General features: G+C 63.7%; 25 protein-coding genes. 13 read left to right on the forward strand and 12 right to left on the reverse strand.

The annotated features are described in order from the left end of the window. Window positions 1-6 precede the first annotated feature (6 nt). The 3 genes from ACVJ5M_RS15280 to ACVJ5M_RS15290 all read right to left on the reverse strand — a co-directional run bounded on the left by ACVJ5M_RS15280 (window position 7) and on the right by ACVJ5M_RS15290 (window position 2,683). Window positions 7-1,386, reverse strand: coding sequence for a vWA domain-containing protein (locus tag ACVJ5M_RS15280; RefSeq protein ID WP_354100003.1), 1,380 nt, complete (start codon window positions 1,384-1,386; stop codon window positions 7-9). A gap of 5 nt (window positions 1,387-1,391) precedes the next feature. Continuing rightward, the gene (locus tag ACVJ5M_RS15285) at window positions 1,392-2,339 is read right to left on the reverse strand and encodes an AAA family ATPase (RefSeq protein WP_085405733.1); all 948 of its coding nucleotides are present in this window, start codon (window positions 2,337-2,339) and stop codon (window positions 1,392-1,394) included. A gap of 146 nt (window positions 2,340-2,485) precedes the next feature. Continuing rightward, window positions 2,486-2,683: a hypothetical protein gene (locus tag ACVJ5M_RS15290; RefSeq protein ID WP_028152902.1), complete on the reverse strand. Its 198-nt coding sequence runs from the start codon at window positions 2,681-2,683 to the stop codon at window positions 2,486-2,488. A gap of 227 nt (window positions 2,684-2,910) precedes the next feature. On the opposite strand from ACVJ5M_RS15290, the gene ACVJ5M_RS15295 reads away from it, so the two are divergent. Further along, window positions 2,911-3,885: a quinone oxidoreductase family protein gene (locus ACVJ5M_RS15295; protein ID WP_135215143.1), complete on the forward strand. Its 975-nt coding sequence runs from the start codon at window positions 2,911-2,913 to the stop codon at window positions 3,883-3,885. Window positions 3,886-3,929: 44 nt separating this feature from the next. Here the strand turns inward: ACVJ5M_RS15295 and ACVJ5M_RS15300 are convergent, their stop codons facing one another. Beyond that, window positions 3,930-4,205 carry a hypothetical protein gene (locus ACVJ5M_RS15300; RefSeq protein WP_063982037.1) on the reverse strand — a complete coding sequence of 92 codons (276 nt, stop codon included), beginning with the start codon at window positions 4,203-4,205 and terminating at the stop codon, window positions 3,930-3,932. Window positions 4,206-4,304: 99 nt separating this feature from the next. Continuing rightward, the gene (locus ACVJ5M_RS15305; protein WP_028152904.1) at window positions 4,305-4,913 is read right to left on the reverse strand and encodes a S24 family peptidase; all 609 of its coding nucleotides are present in this window, start codon (window positions 4,911-4,913) and stop codon (window positions 4,305-4,307) included. A gap of 166 nt (window positions 4,914-5,079) precedes the next feature. Here ACVJ5M_RS15305 and ACVJ5M_RS15310 point away from each other — a divergent pair, with 166 nt between their 5' ends. Together ACVJ5M_RS15310 and ACVJ5M_RS15315 are read left to right on the forward strand one after the other, a co-directional pair. Then, on the forward strand, window positions 5,080-5,610 hold the full coding sequence (locus ACVJ5M_RS15310; RefSeq protein WP_354096637.1) for a GcrA family cell cycle regulator: 531 nt from the start codon (window positions 5,080-5,082) through the stop codon (window positions 5,608-5,610). 35 nt (window positions 5,611-5,645) lie between these two features. Beyond that, window positions 5,646-6,218 carry a hypothetical protein gene (locus ACVJ5M_RS15315; protein ID WP_063982039.1) on the forward strand — a complete coding sequence of 191 codons (573 nt, stop codon included), beginning with the start codon at window positions 5,646-5,648 and terminating at the stop codon, window positions 6,216-6,218. A 50-nt stretch (window positions 6,219-6,268) separates the two neighbouring features. On the opposite strand, the gene ACVJ5M_RS15320 is transcribed toward ACVJ5M_RS15315, so the two are convergent. Further along, on the reverse strand, window positions 6,269-6,625 hold the full coding sequence (locus ACVJ5M_RS15320; protein ID WP_063982040.1) for a hypothetical protein: 357 nt from the start codon (window positions 6,623-6,625) through the stop codon (window positions 6,269-6,271). 679 nt (window positions 6,626-7,304) lie between these two features. On the opposite strand from ACVJ5M_RS15320, the gene ACVJ5M_RS15325 reads away from it, so the two are divergent. Next, window positions 7,305-7,490 (forward strand): hypothetical protein, encoded by a 186-nt coding sequence (locus ACVJ5M_RS15325; protein ID WP_063982041.1) that lies wholly within the window; start codon window positions 7,305-7,307, stop codon window positions 7,488-7,490. Window positions 7,491-7,636: 146 nt separating this feature from the next. Next, on the forward strand, window positions 7,637-7,978 hold the full coding sequence (locus ACVJ5M_RS15330) for a phasin (RefSeq protein WP_014493705.1): 342 nt from the start codon (window positions 7,637-7,639) through the stop codon (window positions 7,976-7,978). Between the two features lie 50 nt (window positions 7,979-8,028). Here ACVJ5M_RS15330 and ACVJ5M_RS15335 read toward each other — a convergent pair whose 3' ends face one another. The 3 genes from ACVJ5M_RS15335 to ACVJ5M_RS15345 all read right to left on the reverse strand — a co-directional run bounded on the left by ACVJ5M_RS15335 (window position 8,029) and on the right by ACVJ5M_RS15345 (window position 10,765). Next, entirely contained in the window at window positions 8,029-8,205 is a 177-nt protein-coding gene (locus ACVJ5M_RS15335; RefSeq protein WP_167768088.1) for a hypothetical protein, read from the reverse strand. 78 nt (window positions 8,206-8,283) lie between these two features. Continuing rightward, complete coding sequence (locus tag ACVJ5M_RS15340; RefSeq protein WP_166100240.1) at window positions 8,284-9,114, reverse strand: alpha/beta fold hydrolase; 831 nt, start codon at window positions 9,112-9,114, stop codon at window positions 8,284-8,286. A gap of 148 nt (window positions 9,115-9,262) precedes the next feature. Continuing rightward, complete coding sequence (locus ACVJ5M_RS15345) at window positions 9,263-10,765, reverse strand: ShlB/FhaC/HecB family hemolysin secretion/activation protein (protein ID WP_354100002.1); 1,503 nt, start codon at window positions 10,763-10,765, stop codon at window positions 9,263-9,265. Between ACVJ5M_RS15345 and ACVJ5M_RS15350 the strand changes: the two genes are divergently transcribed. The 3 genes from ACVJ5M_RS15350 (at window position 10,733) to ACVJ5M_RS15360 (ending at window position 15,244) form a co-directional block, all read left to right on the forward strand. Next, window positions 10,733-11,017 carry a hypothetical protein gene (locus ACVJ5M_RS15350; RefSeq protein ID WP_354100001.1) on the forward strand — a complete coding sequence of 95 codons (285 nt, stop codon included), beginning with the start codon at window positions 10,733-10,735 and terminating at the stop codon, window positions 11,015-11,017. The two genes, ACVJ5M_RS15345 and ACVJ5M_RS15350, sit on opposite strands and share 33 nt — an antisense overlap. Window positions 11,018-11,190: 173 nt before the next feature. Beyond that, entirely contained in the window at window positions 11,191-12,438 is a 1,248-nt protein-coding gene (locus ACVJ5M_RS15355; RefSeq protein ID WP_354100000.1) for a FecR family protein, read from the forward strand. A gap of 61 nt (window positions 12,439-12,499) precedes the next feature. Continuing rightward, window positions 12,500-15,244, forward strand: coding sequence for an EAL domain-containing protein (locus ACVJ5M_RS15360; protein ID WP_456679347.1), 2,745 nt, complete (start codon window positions 12,500-12,502; stop codon window positions 15,242-15,244). Here the strand turns inward: ACVJ5M_RS15360 and ACVJ5M_RS15365 are convergent. Then, a complete protein-coding gene (locus ACVJ5M_RS15365; RefSeq protein WP_063982046.1) occupies window positions 15,231-15,524 on the reverse strand; it encodes a hypothetical protein in 294 nt (97 codons plus the stop codon). The two genes, ACVJ5M_RS15360 and ACVJ5M_RS15365, sit on opposite strands and share 14 nt — an antisense overlap. Window positions 15,525-15,801: 277 nt before the next feature. Here ACVJ5M_RS15365 and rocF point away from each other — a divergent pair, with 277 nt between their 5' ends. From rocF to ACVJ5M_RS15385, 4 genes are all read left to right on the forward strand, one after another. Next, a complete protein-coding gene (gene rocF / locus ACVJ5M_RS15370) occupies window positions 15,802-16,779 on the forward strand; it encodes an arginase (protein ID WP_063982047.1) in 978 nt (325 codons plus the stop codon). Window positions 16,780-16,939: 160 nt separating this feature from the next. Continuing rightward, window positions 16,940-18,211: a sulfite dehydrogenase gene (gene soxC, locus ACVJ5M_RS15375; RefSeq protein ID WP_063982048.1), complete on the forward strand. Its 1,272-nt coding sequence runs from the start codon at window positions 16,940-16,942 to the stop codon at window positions 18,209-18,211. After that, entirely contained in the window at window positions 18,198-18,740 is a 543-nt protein-coding gene (locus tag ACVJ5M_RS15380) for a c-type cytochrome (protein WP_063982049.1), read from the forward strand. The genes soxC and ACVJ5M_RS15380 overlap by 14 nt, the downstream gene beginning before the upstream one ends. 113 nt (window positions 18,741-18,853) lie before the next feature. Beyond that, window positions 18,854-19,138, forward strand: coding sequence for a hypothetical protein (locus ACVJ5M_RS15385; RefSeq protein ID WP_063982050.1), 285 nt, complete (start codon window positions 18,854-18,856; stop codon window positions 19,136-19,138). A 116-nt stretch (window positions 19,139-19,254) separates the two neighbouring features. Here the strand turns inward: ACVJ5M_RS15385 and ACVJ5M_RS15390 are convergent, their stop codons facing one another. After that, window positions 19,255-20,622, reverse strand: a complete 1,368-nt coding sequence (locus tag ACVJ5M_RS15390; RefSeq protein ID WP_231142703.1) for an NRAMP family divalent metal transporter — start codon at window positions 20,620-20,622, stop codon at window positions 19,255-19,257. Window positions 20,623-21,316: 694 nt separating this feature from the next. Here ACVJ5M_RS15390 and ACVJ5M_RS15395 point away from each other — a divergent pair. Continuing rightward, a complete protein-coding gene (locus ACVJ5M_RS15395; protein ID WP_064502491.1) occupies window positions 21,317-21,490 on the forward strand; it encodes a DUF3606 domain-containing protein in 174 nt (57 codons plus the stop codon). Between the two features lie 34 nt (window positions 21,491-21,524). Here ACVJ5M_RS15395 and ACVJ5M_RS15400 read toward each other — a convergent pair whose 3' ends face one another. After that, window positions 21,525-21,710 carry a hypothetical protein gene (locus tag ACVJ5M_RS15400; protein WP_014493715.1) on the reverse strand — a complete coding sequence of 62 codons (186 nt, stop codon included), beginning with the start codon at window positions 21,708-21,710 and terminating at the stop codon, window positions 21,525-21,527. Window positions 21,711-21,777 lie beyond the last annotated feature (67 nt).

A 21,777-nucleotide genomic window follows, 5' to 3' on the forward strand; every position in this document is an offset into this window, starting at 1 on the left:
TGCCGTCTACTGATAAGTCGCCACGATGTCGGACACGGCGCGTTCGAGCTGCTGTGCGGTGGAGCATTGGCGCACGACAGTGCAGAAGGTCGCGTAGCGCGGCATCTCGGAATCACCGAAGCCCCAGGCGAGCCGTCCTTCGGGATTGAGCCAGACCACGCGCTTCGAGCGTTCGGAGATACGGCGCAGGATGTCGGCGCGCGGGTCAAGATTGTTGCTGCGGGCGTCACCGAGCACGATCACCGTGGTCTGCGGCGTCAGCGTGCTCATGAACTCCTTCTCGAAATCGACGAGCGAAGAGCCGTAGTCGGATGAGCCGAAGCCGACCTTGGACATGATCTCGGCCATCGCCTCTTCCGGCGACTTCTTTTCCAGGATCTTGCTGACCTCGATCAGATGCGAGGAGAAGGCGAAGGAGTGGACGTCGTCGACCACCTCGTGCAGCGAGTGGATCAGGAGCAGGAAGAAATCGGAGACCTGCGCGACCGAGCCGGAGACGTCGCAGATGGCGACGATCTTGGGCCGGTCGCGGTGCTTGCGCTTCCACGCGGTGAGGAAGGGCACGCCGCCCCAGGCCGCGTTGCGGCGCAGCGTGCGGCGGACGTCGAGATGGCCGCGGCGCTGACGCTTGCGCGGCTTCGAGTAGCGCTCGCGCAGGCGCCGCGCGATCTGGCGGATGAGCGCGCGCATCTCCGCGAGCTGGCGCCGCTCGATGCGGGCGAGAGGCGCGTTGCGCAGGATCTCGTTGCGGAGGTTTTCGGCCTCCTCGCGGGCATAGAGCGCAAGGCCTTGCGAGACGGTGTCGCGGACTGCTTCGCGCAACGCGTCCAGCGCGCCCCGCAGACGCTCGGCCAGCGACGGATTGGTCGCGGTGAGCGCGTCGAGATCGTCGCGCAGGCGCTGAAGGCCCATGGCGTCGAGGATGCGGCTGGAAAAGATGCCGCGCTGAGTCGAATAGCGGATGTCGGACAGCGAAGCCGCACCGGAAGCGCTGGCGATCGCGGCTGCGATCGCGTTGCGATCCTGCGACAGCAGCATCTGGGCAAGCGGGCCTAATCCTTCGGAAGGCTGGCCTTCGCCTGCTTCGCTGGCCGAACTGGGTGAGGGGGGCTGATCCGCGTCCTGCGATGCGTCGTCGTTGTCGTCGGCCTCGGGTTGATCCTGCCGCGGCTCTGGTTGGCTGAAGAAGAGATCAAAGCAGTCGCCGAGGGCGAGCTTCTCATCCTGCGACTTGGCGAGCGTCAGGAGCAGCGCATCGCGCAGGATGGCCCGGTCGGAAAAGCCGACCTCCTTGACCGCGCGCATTGCATCGATGCTTTCGGCGGGCGAGACATGCACGCCGGCACCGCGCGCCGCCCGAAAGAAACGATGGAGATTCTCGCGCATCGGCGTCAACCGAAGACGTTGGACCGTGCCGCCTTGGCAATGAAGGTCGTAACTTGCGGCGTTGCTGCCTCGATGTCGGCCTCGTACTTCAGGAGCACATTGAGCGTGTCCTTGACGATATCGGTGTCTAGCTCCGTGGCCTGAAGTAGAACCAGGACGCGCGCCCAGTCGATGGTCTCACTGACCGAGGGCAGTTTCTTCAGGTCGAGCGAGCGGATCTCGTGGATGAAGCCGACCATCTGCCGGCGCAGCGCCTGCGAGATGCCGGAGACGCGGCTCTCGACGATGCGTTCTTCGAGCCGCTGCTCGGGGAAGCCGATATGCAGATGCAGGCAGCGCCGCTTCAGGGCGTCGCCGAGGTCACGCTCGCTGTTCGAGGTGAGGATCACCGTCGGCGGCGTGATCGCCGCGACCGTGCCGAGCTCCGGGATCGTGACCTGGAAATCGGAGAGGATTTCCAGCAGCAGCGATTCGAATTCAGCGTCGGACTTGTCGATCTCGTCGATCAGGAGCACGCAGCCGCCCGGCTGCTCCAGCGCCTGCAGCAGAGGGCGCGGCTCGACGAACTCCTTGGAGAAGAACACGTCGCCGAAATCGTGGAGCTGATTGAGTGCGTCATGCAGCGTCTGCGCACCGCCGAGGACTTCGCCGAGCTTGTCCTTGAGGATCTGGGTGTAGAGAAGCTGTTTTGCGTATTTCCACTCGTAGAGCGCCTTGGCCTCGTCGAGGCCCTCGTAACACTGCAGGCGGATCATCTTCATGCCGCGCCAGGCGGCAATGGCCTTGGCAAGCTCGGTCTTGCCGACGCCCGCGGGGCCTTCGACCAGGATCGGTTTCTCGATCTGCTGCGACAAATAGACGGCGGTCGCGATCTGCCGGCTCGCGATATAGCCCTGCGCGGCGAGGCCGCTCTCCACTGCCTCGATCGAGGTCGAGGCCTTCTGTTCAGCCACGAAAGGGCGCTCCCAAAGGTCTTGCTTGAGGCTTGTTCTGCCTGCGTTCCCGGCAAAGAACAAGCCTCGTTTGGGACGGCCTGACCCGCGCTGAACGTCGCTTTTTCCGTTCAGCGCAAATACTTAAGCGATGGCTGATCGTGCGGTCAGTGCCGCAGCTCCGGCTTGCGGATGGTCTGCCGGACTTCCGCGCCGCAGTCCGCGCATTCATAGACGAAGTCGATCCTGGCAAGGCCCCAATGCGGTTCGACCTCGCGGACGTACATCGGCAGGAACCCCATGCAGGCGGGACAAATTACAGGCGCGATTTCGATATCCTGATGATGCTGTACATAAGCTGGCATCTCGGCTCTCCTTCGCAGGCGACCACCAAACCCCGCGAAAAGGCTACTGCCGGAACGCGCCGGTGCCGTCATCAACTCTTTCGAACAGAGGCGGAACGGCAGGCGTTTGTCGTTCGCTGTGACATTCTTGTTACGTCTCTGTACTGTAACGGGCCGACCGAATTCCTATTTCACAGGCCGATCCGTTTTCCACGGACCTTCACTGCAACAATAAGGGAGCAACGCCCATGACGCATGCCATTCGCTTTCACAAGACCGGCGGTCCTGAAGTCCTGGTCTGGGAGGAAGTCAGTGTCGGCAAGCCCGGGCCGGGCGAGGCGCGCATCCGCCACACGGCGGTCGGCCTCAACTTCGTCGACATCTACAATCGCTCCGGGGTGTATCCGGTACAATTGCCGAGCGGTCTCGGCAGCGAGGGTGCCGGCGTCGTCGAGGAAGTCGGGGCCGGTGTCACCGATTTGAAGCCCGGTGATCGCGTTGCCTACGGCGCCTCACCGCTCGGAGCCTATGCCGAGGCGCGGCTGATCCCGGCCGACCGGCTGTTGAAGCTGCCCGACGGTGTCGATGACAAGACCGCGGCGGCCATGATGCTGAAGGGGCTCACCACCCAATACCTGATCCGGCAGACCTATCGCGTGAAGGCCGGCGACACCATCCTGCTCCACGCCGCAGCCGGCGGCGTTGGTCTCATCTTGAGCCAGTGGGCAAAACATCTCGGCGCGACAGTGATCGGCACCGTCAGCAGCGACGAGAAGGCAAAGCTCGCCAAGGCACATGGCTGCGATCATGTGATCATCTATACGCGCGAGGATTTCGTGAAGCGCGTCGACGAGATCACGGGCGGCAAGAAGGTGCCGGTGGTTTATGATTCCGTCGGCAAGGATACGTTCCTGAAGTCGCTGGATTGTCTTGCGCCGCTCGGTGTTGCCGCGCTGTTCGGTGCGTCCTCCGGCGCTGTCGAGCCGCTCAATCTCGGCCTGCTCGCGCAGAAGGGCTCGCTCTACGTCACCCGTCCGACGCTGTTCACCTACGCTGCCAAGCGCGAGGCCCTGGTCGCCATGGCGAACGAGCTGTTCGACGTCGTGAAGTCCGGCGCAGTCAAGATCGAGGTGCACCAGACCTACCCGCTGAAGGATGCCGCCAAAGCGCATGCCGATCTCGCTGCGCGCAAGACCACGGGATCGACCGTTCTCACGGTGTGATATCCGGCCGGGCAGTGACGTGACGCAGGCCGCTTGGGCCTGCGTCACGTCTTCTCGTGCTTGCGCAGGTCGCGGGCGTGATCGAGGCGGATGGCCTGGAGGTCGACTTCTTCAGGCGGAACCTGGGGGAGGGCGGCCTCGGTCAGGATCGCCTCGGTCACGTCCTCGACCGCATTCTCCGCGATTTCGTGGATGAACGAGATGTTTCGATATTCACCCGAAACGACGCGGGAGATGACCTCGCGCCTTGTGATTTCGGGATCGACGACCGCCTCGCGTCCGCGCCGCCCATAGTCGATCATCACGACGAAATACTGCATGAAACGATCCTGCCGCGCCCCGTAGCCGGGAGTGCGGCAGAGTATTTCCGAAAAACAGAATTAAGTCAAGGGTGATTTCCGTAAATCGGAAATCGATGCCTACTTGCTCTTCTTGCGAGGGCGTGCCGATTTGGCGCGCAGCCGCTCGAGCTGGCCCTTGGGCATGGACAGGCAGATCTCGCCGACCCACTCGAGCTTGACGCCGACGATCGGCTTGGCGTTGAAGCTGTTGAGATTGACGACGGAGGGAGTTTTCCCGCGTTCGATGGTCTTCAAATAGCGTTCACCGGTCTTGAGCCGGACCACGGCCTCTTCACCGTAGAAGCTCGACAGCGGATGACGCTGGTCCTTGTAGACGACGATCACGTCGCCGCTCTCGTATTTGGGCAGCATCGAATCGCCAACGATCTCGAAGGCGACGGTCTCTTCCATGATCGGGAACGGCAGCGCGATATCGCCGAGGCCTTCCGGGGGAACCTGTTCATAATCGGGCTCGATCACAGCGCCGGCCCCGACGCGGCCCATGATCGGCGCGAGATTGAGCTCAAGATATTCCATGATCGGAATGATTTCAGACGCCTTCACCAGGCGCTCGCCGCCCAGGATCTCCGACACCGCGCCGGGCCGCACGCCCATGGCCGCCGCCAGGCCGCCCTTGCTCTTGCCCGTCTTCTCCAGGCCCCGCTCGATCATTGCAACGTCCAGCATGGTGATTCCCTCGATTGCCCATCGTCCCGCCTCTTGTAATCCGAAATTCGGAATTGATGCAATTATGAATATCAGAATTGTCGCTTGACAGTCGCTTCGGAATAACGGAATGTAGGCGCCGCCTCGCGATCGAACGATCGGAGGAGGCGCATCACAGGACAGCAGCATGGAACCGGGTCATTGGCCGTCGGAGCACTCCGACGCGCTTCGCGACTATTTTCTCAAGGGAATGTCTTATGCGGAGATCGGAAGACAGATAAACGGAAGGTTTGGAACGGCTTACACACGCAACGCGGTGGCCGGCCGCGCCAAGCGGCTTGGACTCGCGGCACCGGCGCGGATGACGAGTCCATCGATCGTGCCGTCCTTGCCGTCAGGAGCCTGTCTCATCGGGCCGCCCCGTGCGGCGGTGCCGAACCTGAACTTGCCACCGAAATCCGCAATGAAGCCCGCGCGTGTCAAGTTGCGCTGTGTCGGCGTCCAGCCTCGCCTGGTCGCGCTGGGCGAACTCGGGCGCGACGACTGCCGCTATCCCTATGGTGGCGACAAGGACGGGGAGGGGATCGCCTTCTGCGGCCATCCGCGCCAGCCGGGCTCCAGCTATTGCACGCCGCATGCTCGCCTGACGCGAAGGTCTGAGGCCGCGTCCGCTCGCGCCGCCGGTCCCGTCGTCTTGAGGCTGATCTCAGCCGCCTGACGGGACCACTATCCAATTTTGCGAGGAGTATCCGAGTGGCAGGTGCACGACGCAACAAGTCCTACAGATTGACTGGAATCTACGATCGGCGCTCGCGCGAGGTGCCGTTCAATGCAGAGGTGGCGGAGGTCGAGGTCGACAATCCGCTGGCGCTCGATGCCGGCGAGAAGATCGTCGCCGTCCGCTCGATCCGCGGCGATCCGCTCGGCCGGTTGCACGCGCATCACCAGATCGACGAGGCGCAGTATCGCGGCGGGCGCGCCTTCCAGAACGACTGGGAGAGGGCGGAGCGCGGGCCCCAGGCGGTGGACCCGACGCGCGAATATGTCGATGGCACGCGCTCGCGTGAGCCCGTTACCGAGGACCAGCGCCAGGCTGTGCTGCGCCTGAACCGGGTCGAGCGCGAACTCGGTACCGACGGCGCCGCGCTGGTGCACGACGTCCTGGTGCTGGGGCTGACCATGGATCAGATCGGGGAGCGGCGCGCTGTTCGTACCCAGCGCTGGAACGACTATTTCGCGCGGCGCTTTCGCGAATGCCTGGACCGGCTGGCGCTGATCTACGGCTTTGCGACGGAAGGCCGGGCTCGGCGCGCCAAGCAGCGTTGAGAGTAGTGGTGCGCCTGCGGGTCTCGCCGCAGGCGCGCCCGGGCCGCTTGTTACGGATGCGGCACGATCTGGTAAGGCGTCGTGTAGGGCTCGACACGGAGAGACGCGTTGGCCAAGAGCCCGATCTTCGCGGTCGGCGCCTGTTGCAATTCACCGTTCGGGCCGCGATGCACGTTGTACTGCCAGACCGTGAGATCGCCCTTCTGCGCCAGCGCGTGCGCAACCGCGCTCGCATCATTGCCGCCGAGCGCCTGGAGCTCCTCCGCCGACAATCCGACGACGATTTCGTCCTTGATGGTGACGATCTTGAACAGATTCATCCTGGTCTCCTGCGCCCATGCGCCTTGTATCGAGAAAGTGAGAAGCGCGACGGCGCCGCCCTTGATGAGATCGCAGCGGGAAAGCATGCTGTCGTCCTTTGGTGCTGAGGCGCGTCCGAATCGAGAAGTCCGTCAGCCATGGCGCCCGTGGTCTGCGTGGCCGCTTCGCAACCGCTTGGTCGTTCCACCTTGAACGACGGTTCATTGGCGGAGATATCTTCGGACCGATGAACCCGGTACGGGGAACCGCGTCCAAGCCGAGCAGCTCAAGGGGGGCTTCACTGGCGGACGGATCAAGACGCTGCAGGCCGGCTGCGCGGCTCGACGTTCATTTCGCCGACGATACAACCGCCGAGGTCGGGCTCAACAATTACGTGTATACGCTGAAGAAACTTTAATCTGGCCTCGTTCACACCGGAAACACGGCGAAACGCCGCACCGATTGGCAGCGCCCGAGGCCGTGTGCGTGAGTGATGCCGCTTCTTGACGCAGGTGGGTGACGACGGTCCATATTCCTGTTATCCGGAATTGCCGTGGTGCGATGCGGACGAAGCATCGCTACGGCGACGGTTGGGCTTGCCGGAAGGGTTGTTTCTTGACATAATTGCAACCTGTTCGGTTGAGCCAGTATATGGTTCAGCGTGTTAACCCACCGGGTGCCCCGGCCGAGATCTCAGGGTCACCATGGCGTCCGGTCATGGTGTTCGGTTCTCGAGCGAGACCTCGACGTGTGATCACGAGGGCTGATGCTTGTCATAGGTGCGAGATGAAAAACCTCAATTTCGCGGCTGAACTGCACCTCAAGCTCGGCGCGCCTGCAAGCAGCACCGTTGAAAGTCTGCGCCTGCTTCGTGCGTTCCTGAAGCTCGGGCCTCGACAGCGTTTCGAGGTCATCAAGCTGGTCGAAGACCTCGGCACCGAAGAAACCCTTCCCGAGCACCCCCTGTCCTGACCCCGGCCGCGCGCCGGCCGTACGCCTCGTCCCTCGTTTTCCGGCCGGAGCCGGACCGCCGGGCGACGTTTGTCCCCCAGGCTGCCGCTGGAATGCGGTCCGGCAAGTGTGGTATTCAGTTGGGAAAAACGGGGAGGAGTATGACCATGATCGAACCGAAGCTCGAAGTCCCGGCCGAACTGCGCGACCTGGCCGAAAAGACGATCGACCAGGCGGAACAGGCGTTCGGCATGTTTTTCGAAGCTGCCACCAAGTCGATGACGTCGGTTCCCGGAGCGGGTACCGAAGTGTCCAAGCAGGCGCTCGCGTTCACTGAGCAGAACATGAAGTCGGCGTTCGAGCACGCGCGCAAGCTCGTGCATGCCACCGACCTTCAGGAAGCGATGCGAATCCAGTCCGACTTCCTGCGCAGCCAGTTCACCAGCGCCGGCGACCACATGCGCCAGATGACCGGGAGTTTCATGCAGCCCGGCAAGGGAAAGTCCTGAGTTCCGGTGTGCGCCGCGTGCCCGCAAATTGATCCTGCGTGACGCCGCGCTCAGCCGCAGCACGATCCCGGAAATTGCGAGAGATCGATGCGGGCGATGATCGACCGCAGCAGCTTGCGGGTCGCACGATAGAGATGCCGCGCGAATGCCGGTGTCCTCGCAGCTGGCAGGCCAAGGCTTGCCGTCTCGAGACGTTTCGCATCAAGGCTTTCGATGGAGTGCGACACGTGCCTCTCCGGGATGGTGAGGCCGTTCCTATCGTCGCCAGTCTGGAGCTGCCTTGATCTGCCGCAAAGGGGGCCCGGCTAGTAGTCGCCGGGGTTCATGATCATCGGGCTTCTGGTGTCAGCCGGCGCGAGCGAGCTGCTGGCGCTGTCACGCAGGAAGCGGTCGAGTGTCGCCTGGATCTTCTCCTTGACCGCATCGGGACCGCGATCGCTCATCTCGGTGTGCTGAGCACCGGTATGGACGATGTCGATGCCGCGCGCTTTGGCCTCTTCAGGCGTCGGCAGCACGCCCGGGTCGGTCTGGAAATGCGGATCCTTGGAGCGGAACGACAAGATCTTCAGGTTGTCGCTGAGCACGAAGGGCACCCGCAGATTGTCGAGCGTGATGACCTTCGACACAATCTCCGGGTGCTGATGGGCGACATACATCGAGACGTCGCCACCGTTGGAATGGCCGACGAGGGTGATGTGGTCGTAGTCGGTGTTTTCCAGCCGTCGCTTCAGTTCGGCCAGGGCGAAAAGGATGTTGGCCTCGCAGCGGATATAGACCTCGCGCCGCCCGACATATTGCTGACCGACATGGGTCATCAACGGCGGATCGCTCGGCAGGTCCTGCTGGATGCTGGCAACGAGATAACCGCGCGCCGCGAGCACGTTGGCGAGGAAGGAATACTCGGTCGCCTTGACGGTGTTGCCGTTGCTGATGATGGCGAGCGGGAGCTTCCAGAGCCCGAGATTGGCCTTGGTCTCGTAGTCGCGCCGCACCGCGATCTCGACCGAGATCGGCCGTTGGCGCGAGGCATCGAACAGGGTCAAAATCTCATGTCGGATCGCGAACCGGCTGACCACGAAATACTGGCCGACGCCGAGCACGCAGAGAAAGGCCAGGATTGCAAACACCCTCTTCATGGTTCCGTCCCAATCACTTTCGACTGAAAATGGTCATTGCAAACCCCCGGATCGAGCGATCGTGAGGAGGTTACGGGATTAAATTTAGGCAAGTCTGTGAGCAAGGCCGCAAAAGGGCCGCATGCCGGGTGTGCTCAAAGCGCGGCAGCTAGAGGCAGCCGCCCCTGCCGCGTTCGGGGCAGAGCCGGAATGCGCTCGAGAGGGTGAACAGGAAGCGTGGGCTGCGGCGCTCGTTGTCTGGCGCCCGGTAGCTCAAGGGGACGGCTACGCCGAGATCGGCTTGAAGATCATCCGGCAGAAAGAACCGCACGCCGGCTCCGGCCGATGTCAGCGACAGGCCGTCGCTCAGGCGGTAACCGTCGTTCCAGACTGCGCCGGCGTCGCCAAAGGCGTAGAGCTGATAGCCGGTCCAGTAGCGGAAATTGAGCTTCTGGTCGAAGCGCAGCTCGAGCGAGCCGGCAAGACCGTTGTCGCCGCTGATCTCGGCCGCGCCATAGCCCCGGCCGAAAGCCGCGCCGCCGAGATAGAATTGCTGCGAAATGAACAGCGGCCGCGATGCCGTCTGGCTGGCCGCGGACAGCTTGAGCGACCAGGCGTCGTTGAGGGTCTGGTAGCGCGTGAACCAGAGGTTCAGCACCGAGAAGTTCGACGCGGCGCCGTCGCGCGACAGCAGATCGTCGTCGAAATGCGAGGCACCGAAGATGTCGAGACCTTGGCGGTAGGTCAGCGTCGCGAAATTGGTGCCGCCGAAGCGATCCTGGAGCCGGTAATCGGCGGTCAGGCTCGCGGTCCTGATGTGGTCGTTGTACCAGGGGCCGTAAAGATCGTGCTCGGACACGTTGCTGAAGGTGCCGGCCAAGGTCAGCGTCAACGCCGATGATTGCGACATGAAGGGCACGGTGCTTGCCCGCAGCTCGAACGCCTCTGTCGTGGTGATGTCGCTGTCGAGGCGGCGGGCGTCACCCGGCCGGACCGCGCTGTACAGGACGGAAGCGCCGAGGCGCACGCCGTCGACGCCGACGGGCGCGTCATAGGATAATCGCGCAAAGCCAAGCTCACGCGGGTCGTTGGCAATGGTCGACAGGTTGACCGCCAGCGTATCGCCGGGCGTGAGGTAGGAGTTGAAAGCGCCGGTCGCGTAGGTCTGCCCCGGGCCGACCGACGATGAGCCCAAATTATCCACGCCGAACGACGAGAAGACGTGCCAGGTTTTCAAATGGACGATGAGGCGAAAGCGGCCGGTGGCACCGCCGATCTCCTCGAGCGCGGTGTCGGTGATCCGGATGCCCGGCCCGCTGTTGATGAGGAAGAGCTGACGTTCGAGCGTTGCCAGGCGCGACGGCTGCTCGGCGAGAACCGGCCCCAGCATCGGCCTCACGCCAAACTGCTCGGCGCCGTCGCCTTTCAGCTCGGCCTGCACGATGGCGCCTTCAATCACCTGGATCCGGATGCGACCGTCGGCGATGTCCTGCGGCGGCACGATCGCCCGGCTCAGATGAAAGCCGTCTGCGCGGTAGAGATCGCTGATCGCGCCGGCGATCGTGGCGAGGTCGGCTTGCGAGACCTTCTTGCCGAGATAGGACTGATAGGCTGCGGCGATGCGATCGCGGGGAATGGCTTGGGCGCCGCCGACATCGATCCCGCGCAACACGAATTGTGGTTTCGCATCCCCGCCTGTGTTGGGCCGGCCGACCGCCGGCAGCGTGACCGGAGGACGGCTCAGCGATTCCTGCTCGGTTTGGTTTTCAAAGTATTTCTCGGGCTGCCGCGGATCGAAGCCGGGCTGGTTCGCCTGTTGAGCGAACGCCTGCGAAATTCCCGTGAAAATCGGTGCCGCCAGCACCAGTGCAACGAGGAGATGCCGCTTCTCAACGCGCGCAGCGAGCTGCTCACCGTAGTTTAACGGAGCAGTGCACAAGAGTCGGTAAGAGTTCGTTAGCTGCATGATTTTTCTTAGTTTTTTATGGTCAATGATTGGTTAATGCAGCCATTGGACTTGCCGGTTCCCGCTAATTCTCTCTTGAGTGATTTCGGATACGCCTCAGGCCTGGCTGTAATGCGGGACTGAGGATCGTGATGCTGGGCAGAGTTGGAATGCGGTGCGCCTTCGTGGCCGCGCTGATCCTGGGTACGGCCTCGTTCGCATCTGCCGCGGATGATGGCGTCTGGTCAATCAGCAAGTCCTCGGGTGAGGTCTGGCTTGCCGCCAACGGCGCGCAGCCTGTGTCATTGACCCAAGAAGGGACGCTGAGGGCCGGTGATACCATTCGCACCGGACGCAACGGACGCGTGCTGCTCGTCCGCGACGAGGAATCGATTTTGATCTCCCCGAAGTCGGTGGTCGGTTTGCCGGCCGAGAAGAAGGAAGGGCTCTCGACCACTATCATCCAGCAGGCGGGTTCGATCCTGCTCGAGGTCGAGAAGCGCAACGTCAAGCATTTCGAGGTCGAGACGCCGTATCTCGCCGCCGTGGTCAAGGGAACGCAATTCAGCGTCACCGTGAATGCTGGCAGCACCAAGGTCGGCGTGCTCCGCGGCCAGGTTGAAGTCTCCGACTTCAAGTCCGGACAGATCGCACAGGTCATGCCGGGACAGGCCGCCACCTCCTTTGAGCACGGCAAGCCCGGCCTCAGCCTGAGTGGTGCCGGGACCTTCAATCCGATCGAGCACGGCAAGCCGCGCGCCTCGACGATCGAGCGTGTCCCGGTGCCGAAATCGGGCCTGTCGGCACCGCGCAATGCGGCGAGCGGCCATGCGATCCATGCGCTCGGTCCGATCGACAAGGGGACCAAGGCGGCCGGCGCGCCGGCGCAATCGCATCAAGCGGCCGGCGGTCAGGCGCCCAAAGGCGGCGTCGTGCGCATCTCCAGTTCGCTCGGCGAGGTCAAGCTGAACGTCCACAAGGTCACGAACGGGCTCGCCCACGGCGCCGTGACAACGGGGCACGTGCGCAACGCGAACGCCAGCACCGGGACCGAGACGGTGTGGAGCGATACGAAGGCGAGCAAGACGACCACGGCCGCCAACAGCTCCAACGTGACGGCGGTTACGGTGAGCAGCAGTGCACCCGCGGCCAGTGCCACGTCGACGTCGTCAAATACGACGACGACTGTTGCGACCACCTCTGGTTCGACCAGCGATGTGTCCGGCGGAAGCTCTGGGAGCGGAAGCAACGGGACTGGTACAACCAGCAACGGAAGCGGTGGCACCGGCAATAATGGCGACAACGGCAACGGGAATAGCGGAAACGGGAATAACGGCAACAACGGTAACGGCAATCATGGCCACCACTATGGTTGGTATTGGGGCAGAGGCCATCGCTAGGACCGTGTCGTCGGCATAGGGGAGCGCCTGGCGGCAGGGACCGCCGGTGCAGGGGAGCAAAGTGAAACGCCATCGGCCGCATATTCTCGTCATGATCGCGCTTGCGGTCGTGCTGTCCACGGGGTGGCACGGCGCGCTTCGCAACGCGCTCACCGATCTGCGCTTCGCCTGGCAATCCCGTACGGCCAGCGGCAATGTCGTCGTGGTGGCCATCGACGCCCCCTCGATCGACCAGATCGGGATATGGCCCTGGCCGCGCCGGCTCCACGCGGAACTGTTGCACAGGCTCGAGGCGGCGGGGGCACAGGACGTCGCCTTCGACGTCGATTTCAGCACACCATCGGATCCGGCCTCAGACGAGGCCCTCGTCACGGCGCTTCGGGAGGTCGGCGGTTCGACGATCCTGCCCTCCTTCAAGCAGCCGACGCCGAATGGTGGCGCGGTTCACATCAATCGTCCACTGAAGCCGTTCAGCAACCAGTCGTGGCCGGCCGTCGTCAATGTTGCGATCGAATCCGACGGGCTCGTGCGCCGCTATCCGGTCGGAGAGAAGCTTGGCGATGCCGTGATGCCGTCGATGGCCGTCGTGCTGGCCGGGCAGGACGCCAATCGGCGGCCACCCTTCCTGATCGATTTCGGCATTCGTGCGGCCTCCATCCCAAGTGTCTCCTATTATGACGTGCTGCGCGGCGATACCGCGACCTTGGACAAGCTGAGAGACAAGAAGATCATCGTCGGTGCTACCGCGCTCGAACTGGGCGACCGGTTCAGTGTTCCAAACGGTAAGAGCGTCTCTGGGCCCGTCCTCCAGGCGCTCGCGGCGGAATCGATCCTCCAGAACCGGATGCTGCGCTGGACGTCCGATGCCGGCATGATCATTGGCTTGGGCCTGATCTGCCTGGCGATGATGTATTCGTGGCGCCGTTCCGCACCGGGCGTCCGTGTCACCATCCTCGTCGCCGCAGGAGCGGGCGTGGAACTTGCCGCTGCGCTCGTGCAGGCAAGCTGGCCGCTCATCATCGACACTTCGCTGTTTCACATTGCGATCATTGCCTATCTGACGGCGATTGCACTCGACGAGATCGATTTCCGTAGTCTCCTGGGACGTATTGCCGAGAGCCGCTTTCATCGTATCGCGATGTCGCTCGGCGACGGTTTGATCTGCACCGACGAGGATCATCGGATCACGGTGTGGAATCCGGGCGCCAGTGCGATCTTCGGTTACATGCCGACCGAGATGATCGGGCGTCCGTTCGAAACGCTCTGTGCGGAGCCCACCGGCGGTGGCGCAAAGACTTTTGCCATGCGCGATGCTGCGCGCCAGGCGCTGTTGGTGCCCGGCGGTGCCGTCGTCGTCGAGTTCCAGGGGCGGCGGAAGAACGGCGAGACGTTCCCGGTCGAAGCGAGCTTTTCGGGCTGGCAGGGCACGGACGGCTTCCAGTACGGAGCGATCCTGCGCGACATCTCGGTCCGCAAGCGCGAAGCCGAACGCGTCAGGTATCTCGCCGAACATGACGCGTTGACCGGTCTTGCCAACCGCAACATGCTGCATGCGAGCCTCGCCAATCTGATCGCCGCGGCGGAGCGGCGATCGTCCGACGTCGCGCTGCTCGTGCTCGGCCTCGATGGCTTCCAGCAGATCAACGACATGCTTGGACATTCGGCCGGCGACCTCGTGCTGCGGGCCGTCGCGGAGCGCCTCCGGACCAAGGTCGATGGCAAGGCGGTCGTCGCCCGGCTCAGCGGCGACGAGTTCGCCATCGCGCTTGATTGCACGGAGGCTGGCGAGCCGATTGTGGAGTTTGCCGAGCGGATCGCGCGCGCGTTCGAAGTGCCGCTCGCAACGGGCGCGCGCCAACATCGCGTCAGGATCAGCATTGGCGTCGCCGTTTATCCGGAAGGTGGGCACAACGCCGATGATCTTCTCGGCAATGGTCATCTGGCGCTGAGCAAGGCAAAGATGACGCGGCGCGGCAGCCACGTGATCTTCGAGAGCGCGATCAGGCAGGAGCTGGAGAACCGGCTGACATTGGAGAGCGAACTGGCGCTTGCCGCGGATCGCGGAGAGTTCGAACTGTTCTACCAGCCACAGGTTCGGCTGGTCGACGGCAGCCTGCTCGGGGCTGAAGCGCTCATCCGCTGGCGGCATCCCGCGCGCGGCTATGTCTCGCCCGGGGAATTCATGCCGGTGGTCAACACCTCGTCCCTGTCCGAGCGGATCGCGAACTGGGTGATGGAGACCGCCTGCCGGCAGGCGCGAGCCTGGGAATTGTCCGGAAACAGCGTGCGCGTCGCGATCAACCTCTCGCCGTCGCAGCTCGACTCCGGCGACCTCGCGCATTCCGTTGCGGCGCTGCTCGCGAAGACGGGGCTCACGCCCTCGCTGCTCGAGCTCGAAGTCACGGAGGATATCCTGCTGCATGACGAAAGCCGCGTGCTCGACATGTTCGAGCGGATCCAGCAGCTCGGCGTCCGCGTCCTGTTCGACGATTTCGGCACGGGCTACGCGAGCCTGAGCTATCTGAAGAAGTTTCCGCTCGACGGGCTCAAGATCGACCGGTCGTTCGTGCTTGACCTGCTCGCCGATTCCGACGACGCCGCGATCGTCGGCTCGACCATTGGTCTCAGCAAGCAACTCGGGCTCACTGTGGTGGCGGAAGGCATCGAGAACCGTGCCACGGCCGACTTCCTGGTCAGCATGGGATGCGAGGAAGGGCAGGGATATTTCTTCGGCCGCCCGATGCCTGCCGAGGCGTTCGAGAGGCAATTCCTGCCGGCTGAACTCGAAGCCGTCAGCGCGGCCTGAACCGCTTCAACTCCGATCGGTAGCGCCGGCGTGCAACTGCCACGCCAAAGAGGAAGGCGACGAACAGACTGGCCAGGGGCGCTTCGCGCGTGATTGCCGCGACCGTCGCGAGCGGCCGGCCGGGCTTTCGAGCTTCGTCGATGACATGCGTCAAGCGGTCGACAGCGGCGCGCAAGCCTCCCGCGACCTCTCCGATCGTGTGGGAGACGTCGGCCGCCGCGTCGATGGCGCGCTCGGCCATGCCGGGCTGGGACGGGGGCTGCGGAATCTCGGTGCTCAAAGTCGTAAACTCCGCTTCTGATGAGGTGAATGAGGCCGGCACCTTTGGCTATCCGCGCGAGCGCTCGTTTTGAACAGCGGGTCCGAAGACCTTTGGCTATCCGCGACAGGCGCCGTAATGTACGGCGGGTGCCGGCCTTGCAGGGAAAATGCGGCGCGCGGGATTTTGTTCCGGGACGGCTTCTCGCGCGGCGTCTTTTCAGCGGGAAATACCCGTGAAACGACGGGTCCGAATCTCTGTTAGGCTGTCACGACCTTGTGGATGTCAGGAGGCTGCCGTGACCGATCGGACCATGCCGGATCGAGCCCGGCGCATCGCCTTGCTAGGCGCGCCCATCGACATGGGAGCTTCGCAGCGTGGCACCTTGATGGGCCCCGCAGCGCTGCGCACCGCCGGCCTTGCGGCACTGCTCGAAAGCCTTGATTTCGAAGTCGTCGATTACGGTGATCTCTCCGTGGCGGAGGTCGGGGACCTCGCTGACAGGCCGCCCGAGAAAGCCAATCACTATCGCGAAATCCAGCGCTGGACGCGGGTGCTGAGTCGCAGAGGCCATGAGATCGCGCAGACCGGCGCGTTGCCGATCTTCCTCGGCGGCGATCACACATTGTCGATGGGATCGGTAAATGCCATGGCGCGCCATTGGCAGGAGCGCGGACGCGCGCTGTTCGTGCTCTGGCTCGACGCCCATGCCGATTACAACACGCCCGAGACGACGATCACCGCCAACATGCACGGCATGTCGGCGGCGTTCTTGTGTGGCGAGCCCGGCCTCGACGGATTGCTCGGCGATGATCCGCGCGCCTCGATTGATCCCGACAGGCTGGACCTGTTCGGCGCGCGTTCGATCGACAAGCTCGAAAGGGAATTGATGCGCACACGCCGGATCAGGGTGGTCGACATGCGCCAGATCGACGAGTTTGGCGTCGCTGTGCTGATCCGGCGCGTCATCGAGCGCGTCAAGGCGTGCGATGGCGTGCTCCATGTCAGCTTCGATGTCGATTTCCTCGATCCGTGTGTGGCGCCGGGAGTCGGCACCACAGTGCCGGGCGGAGCGACCTATCGCGAGGCGCATCTGATCATGGAGCTGCTTCATGATTCCGGCGTGGTCGGATCGGTCGACATCGTCGAGCTCAACCCGTTCCTGGACGAGCGCGGTCGCACCGCGCGCACTGCGGTCGAGCTGATCGGCAGCCTGTTCGGACAGCAGATCACCGACCGCCCGACGCCGAGTAACGCGATCGCTCCGGGCGAGTGAAACTGAGAGCTGTCTTGTATCGCGAAGAACGGAATGACTGTTGCGGCTGGCTGATCTAGACCAGTCCTGGTCGAAATCGCCTGTTTTTGAAATAGGTGCGGATTGCAAACGCCCTTCGCGGAGGGTTTGATGCGGGTCGCGCTTCAGCCGAGGATCCGCAATGAGCAGCACGATCGACGCCGCGGGAAAATCCGCGAGAACAACACGCCGTCGCTTCCTGCAAGGCGGCACCGCGGTGGCGGGCGGCGCCGTTCTGGGCGCTGGTGCGTCGGCCGCGGCGGAGACGGACAACCTTCCGCCCAACATTCCCGAATGGATGAAGGCGCCGGGCGAGCCGATGGGAGCCCAGCCCTATGGCGCGCCGTCACCGTTCGAGAAGGGCGTCGTCAAGAACATCTCGAAGACTCTCAAGCAGTACATATCGGCCTCCAGCCGGACGCCATTGCAGGAGCTCGACGGCATCATCACGCCGAATGGACTGTTCTACGAGCGGCATCATGGCGGTGTTCCGACCATCGACCCGGCGCAGCATCGGTTGATGATGCACGGCCTCGTCGAGCGGCCTCTGATCTTCACGATGGACGATCTCAGGCGCTTCCCGTCGGAGTCGCGCATCCACTTCCTCGAATGCTCCGGCAATCCCGGTTACACCAAGCCCTATGGCAAGACGGCATCGGACCTCGTGGGTCTGGTGAGTTGCGCCGAATGGACCGGCGTGAGCCTGAAGCTCGTGCTCCAGGAGGCCGGATTGAAACCGGACGCCAAATGGGTCGTCGCCGAAGGCGCTGACGCCGCCGCGCTGACGCGCAGCATTCCGATCGAGAAATGCCTCGAGGACGCCCTTCTGGTCTACAGCCAGAACGGCGAGCGGTTGCGTCCGCAGCAGGGCTATCCCTTGCGGCTGTTTCTGCCGGGCTTCGAAGGCAATATGAGCGTGAAGTGGCTGCGCCGCCTGCACGTGACCGCGGAGCCCATTTATTCGCGCGAAGAGACCTCGAAATACACCGATCTCTTGTCCGACGGCACGGCGCGCGAGTTTTCCTTCTATATGGAAACGAAGTCGATCATTACGCGCCCCTCGGGCGGTCATCGCCTGAGCGCGCCCGGCTTCCACGAGATCACCGGCATCGCGTGGAGCGGACATGGCAAGATCAAGCGTGTCGAGGTTTCGGTCGATGACGGCAAGAGCTGGCAGGACGCGCGATTGCAGGAGCCGGTGTTGACGCGCGCCCTCACGCGCTTCCGCCTGCCTTGGCAATGGGACGGCAAGCCAGCCGTGATCCAGAGCCGTGCCGTCGACGAGACCGGCTATGTGCAGCCGACGCTGGCCGAACTGCTCGCGGTGCGCGGCGAGAACTATTTCTACCACAACAACGCGATCTGGCCCTGGCGCATCGCGGCCGACGGCGAGGTGACCAATGCGCTGGCGTGAGACCTGCGGCGTTGCCGTCGCAATCGCGCTGGGTGCCTTCGCGAGCGGAGCGCAGGCGCAAAGCCCTTATGGCATCGGTCGCCCTGCGACGGCTGCGGAGATCGCGGGCTGGAATATCGATGTCGGACGTGACGGCCGCAATCTACCGCAGGGAGGCGGTTCGGTCAGCCATGGGCGCGAGGTGTTCGCCCAGCAATGTGCTTCGTGCCATGGCGATAAAGGCGAGGGTGGCTTGGGTGACCGGCTCGCCGGTGGGCAGGGCACGATCGCAACGGCCAAGCCGATCCGCACCGTCGGCAGCTATTGGCCTTATGCGCCGACCCTGTTCGATTATATCCGCCGCGCCATGCCGCAGAACGCGCCGCAGTCGCTGAGCGACGAGGACGTCTATGCGGTGTCCGCCTATATCCTGAACCTGAACGGGCTGGTGGGAGCCGATGCGACACTCAATGCCAAATCGCTTTCGGCTGTCAAAATGCCGAACCGCGACAGCTTTGTCGGCGACGCGCGCCCGGACGTGAAAAAGTGATCGCATCGGGACGATCGGTTCCGCGCAGTGGCTCAGAACTTGCTTAAGCGAAGGGCGGAACTCGCAGGATGCGTTTGAGTTAACCCGCGAGAGGAAACAGCACGGGTCCTTCGATGACAACACATCGCTTCGTAAACTCCATGTCCTCGGCGCTTCGCCATCCCGGCGTGATCGCGCTGATCGTGGCCGGCTTGACGATTGCTGCGATGGTGATCGTCGATCACGGGCCGTGGAACCGCGCCAAGACTCAGCCGGCTCATGTTGCGATGTATGCGACGACGGGCGAGGCCGCACATGCCGCCGGCGCCAAGGTGCTTCCCACCGCACCGAAGTCGCTGGTCGAGCCGGAGCGGCCGGGGCCGAAGACATCTCCGACCGTCAATCCCGTGACGCCGTAATACGGTTCATCAGCGTGCCGGCCGTGCTCGCGGCCTTCATCGTCGTCGTCGCGTCGCAGATCTTGGCGCCGCAGATCTTGGCGTCGCAGGTCTCGGCGTCGCTGTCGCCGGTCTGGTCAGCCGATCGCGGACGAGCCGAGCAGAGCGAGGACGGCCAGCGCCATGATCGCGGTGCCGAGCCAGCCCAGCGCGACCAGCCGTGAGCGGGCCTTGAAGCGGCCCATGATCGCACGGCTCGAGACGATCAGCATCATCATGGCCATGACCGGCACGGCAACGATGCCGTTGAGCACCGCGCTCCATACCAGCATGTGAATCGAGTCGATGCCGGTGAAGCCGAGACCGAAGCCGATGATGGTTGCGGCCGCGATGATGGCGTAGAAGCCGATCGCCTTTTCCGGCTTCGCCTCCAGCGTGGCGTGCCAGCCGAAAGTCTCAGCAACGGCGTAAGCCGCCGAGCCCGCGAGTACCGGGATCGCCAGAAGGCCGGTGCCGATAATGCCGAGCGCGAACAGCGCGAAGGTGAAATCGCCGGCGAGCGGACGCAGCGCTTCGGCCGCTTCCGTCGCCGAGTTGATCCTGGTGATGCCATTGCCGTTCAGCACGGCCGCCGTGGTCAGGATGATGAAGAAGGCGATGCTGTTGGAGAGCAGCATGCCGACGATGGTGTCGGCCTTGATGCGCGCGATTTCAGGGGCGCCCCCGGTTGGAAGGTCGCGCAGCGGCTTGTCGCGCTTGCCCTGGTTCATCTCCTCGACTTCTTGCGAGGCCTGCCAGAAGAAGAGATAGGGGCTGATGGTGGTGCCGAGCACGGCGACGACCATCAGGAAATAGTCGGCGCTGATCGTCGCCTTCGGCCATACCGCGGCGAGCAACGCGGTGCTCCACGGGATCTCCACGGTGAAGGCGGTGGCGACATAGGCGAACAGCGTCAGCGTCAGGAATTTCAGCACCGGCGAATAGCGGCGATAGGGCACGAACACCTGGAGCAGGGTCGAACCCGCCGCGAAGATCAGGGCGTGCTCGTGATTGAGCCCGCCGATGACCAGCGAGAGCGCCTCCGCCATCGCGGCGATGTCGGCGGCGATGTTGAAGGTGTTGGCGATGACGAGCAGCGAGACGAGCCCCAGCACGATCCAGCGCGGCGCGAGCTGCAGGACGTTGGCGGCGAGCCCTTTGCCGGTGACCCGGCCGATCCGAGCGCTGACGAGCTGAATCGCGATCATGAACGGCAGGGTGAGAAAAACCGTCCAGAGCAGCCCGTAGCCGAATTGCGCACCCGCCTGCGAATAGGTGGCGATGCCCGACGGATCGTCGTCGGCTGCGCCGGTGATGAGCCCGGGCCCCAGCCGTTGCAGCAGTCCCGTCCCGGGCTTCGCCGATCCTTCGGCGCTGTCGTGCTTGGCGGCGTGCTGCTTCGATCGGTTTGACAGGGGCTGACCTTCCGGCTTCCGGAATTGCGAAGTGTGCTTTAAGCGCGTCATGGCCGCAAAGTTCCTGCGTCGGCCGGCGCCGCGCCGTCTGCTGACGCCGATGCTTCTTCTTTGCTTTGACACGTCGGGCAAAACACTTGTAAAGTAGTACCATCACAGAGATCGTCGAGCCCGCACCGTCACCGGTTGCGGGCTCTTCGTTTGCCCGCGTTCAAAACGGTCGCCAGCCTCTTGCGCCAGAGCATGTCGCCGACGGTCGGCCGATCCCTGGACACGGAAGCCGTCGGCGATCAGGCAGCACTTGCTCGGCTGTCCGCCGTCGCGCGGCACGGTCTGGTTCTCATGACAGTGGCGCCCACTGATCAGTGGGGTTAACATCGCTCCGATTCGCGCTCTCCGAAAAACCTGGAACCAATGGTGGATGAGCGTGTTGCGGTGCCGCTTGACGGGCCGTTCCAACCCGCCCCGGCAGCAAAGTCACGGTGCGGTCCTGCCTTGCCCAAGGCGGGGCCGCGCGCCGTACGAGCAAAGAATTTGCAACGACAAGAGGGGGCACATTTGGCCGCCGACCTGGTTTTCAGAATTGCAATTGTCGGGCTGTTTCTCTTTTCAGCGGTGCTCGCTTCGATGCTGTGGCTGAACGTATGAGCCTCGACGCGTAAGCCTCGACGTATGAGTCTCGTCCTGCCGTTTGGAACGGCCGGTCCATGGTGGCGTTTTGCTCTTCCATGAGGGAGGATACGCGATGGACCATCTGACGAAGCGCGGGCAACCGGATCGCAGCAAGATCAACATGCACGAGGCCTTCGAGGTCAAGTACTGGACGCACGCGCTCGGCGTATCGAAGGAGGAGCTGCAAAAGGCTGTCGACAAGGTCGGCAATTCGGCCGCGGCCGTCCGCAAGGAATTGGCGATGTAACGCGTCCAACGCATGCGCGCCGAGGCGCGTGCTGCTACTTGATGCTGACGAACATGCCCCAGGCGGCGGCCAGCGCGCCGCCGGTGAAGACGACCACCGGGTTGTCGCAGAACGTGCTGCCATAGCTGCACACGTTCGCACCGAACTGGCCGAGCTCGTGATGGCTCGCGGAGTAGAACAGTCCCGACAGCACCAGCAATGCGGCGGCGACGTAATACATCGACGGAATCTCCAGCCTGCCCATGCACCCTCGCAAGGGACATGTCCCAGCATGGCGCGAGGAGATT

The organism is Bradyrhizobium sp. S3.7.6 (assembly GCF_054061875.1).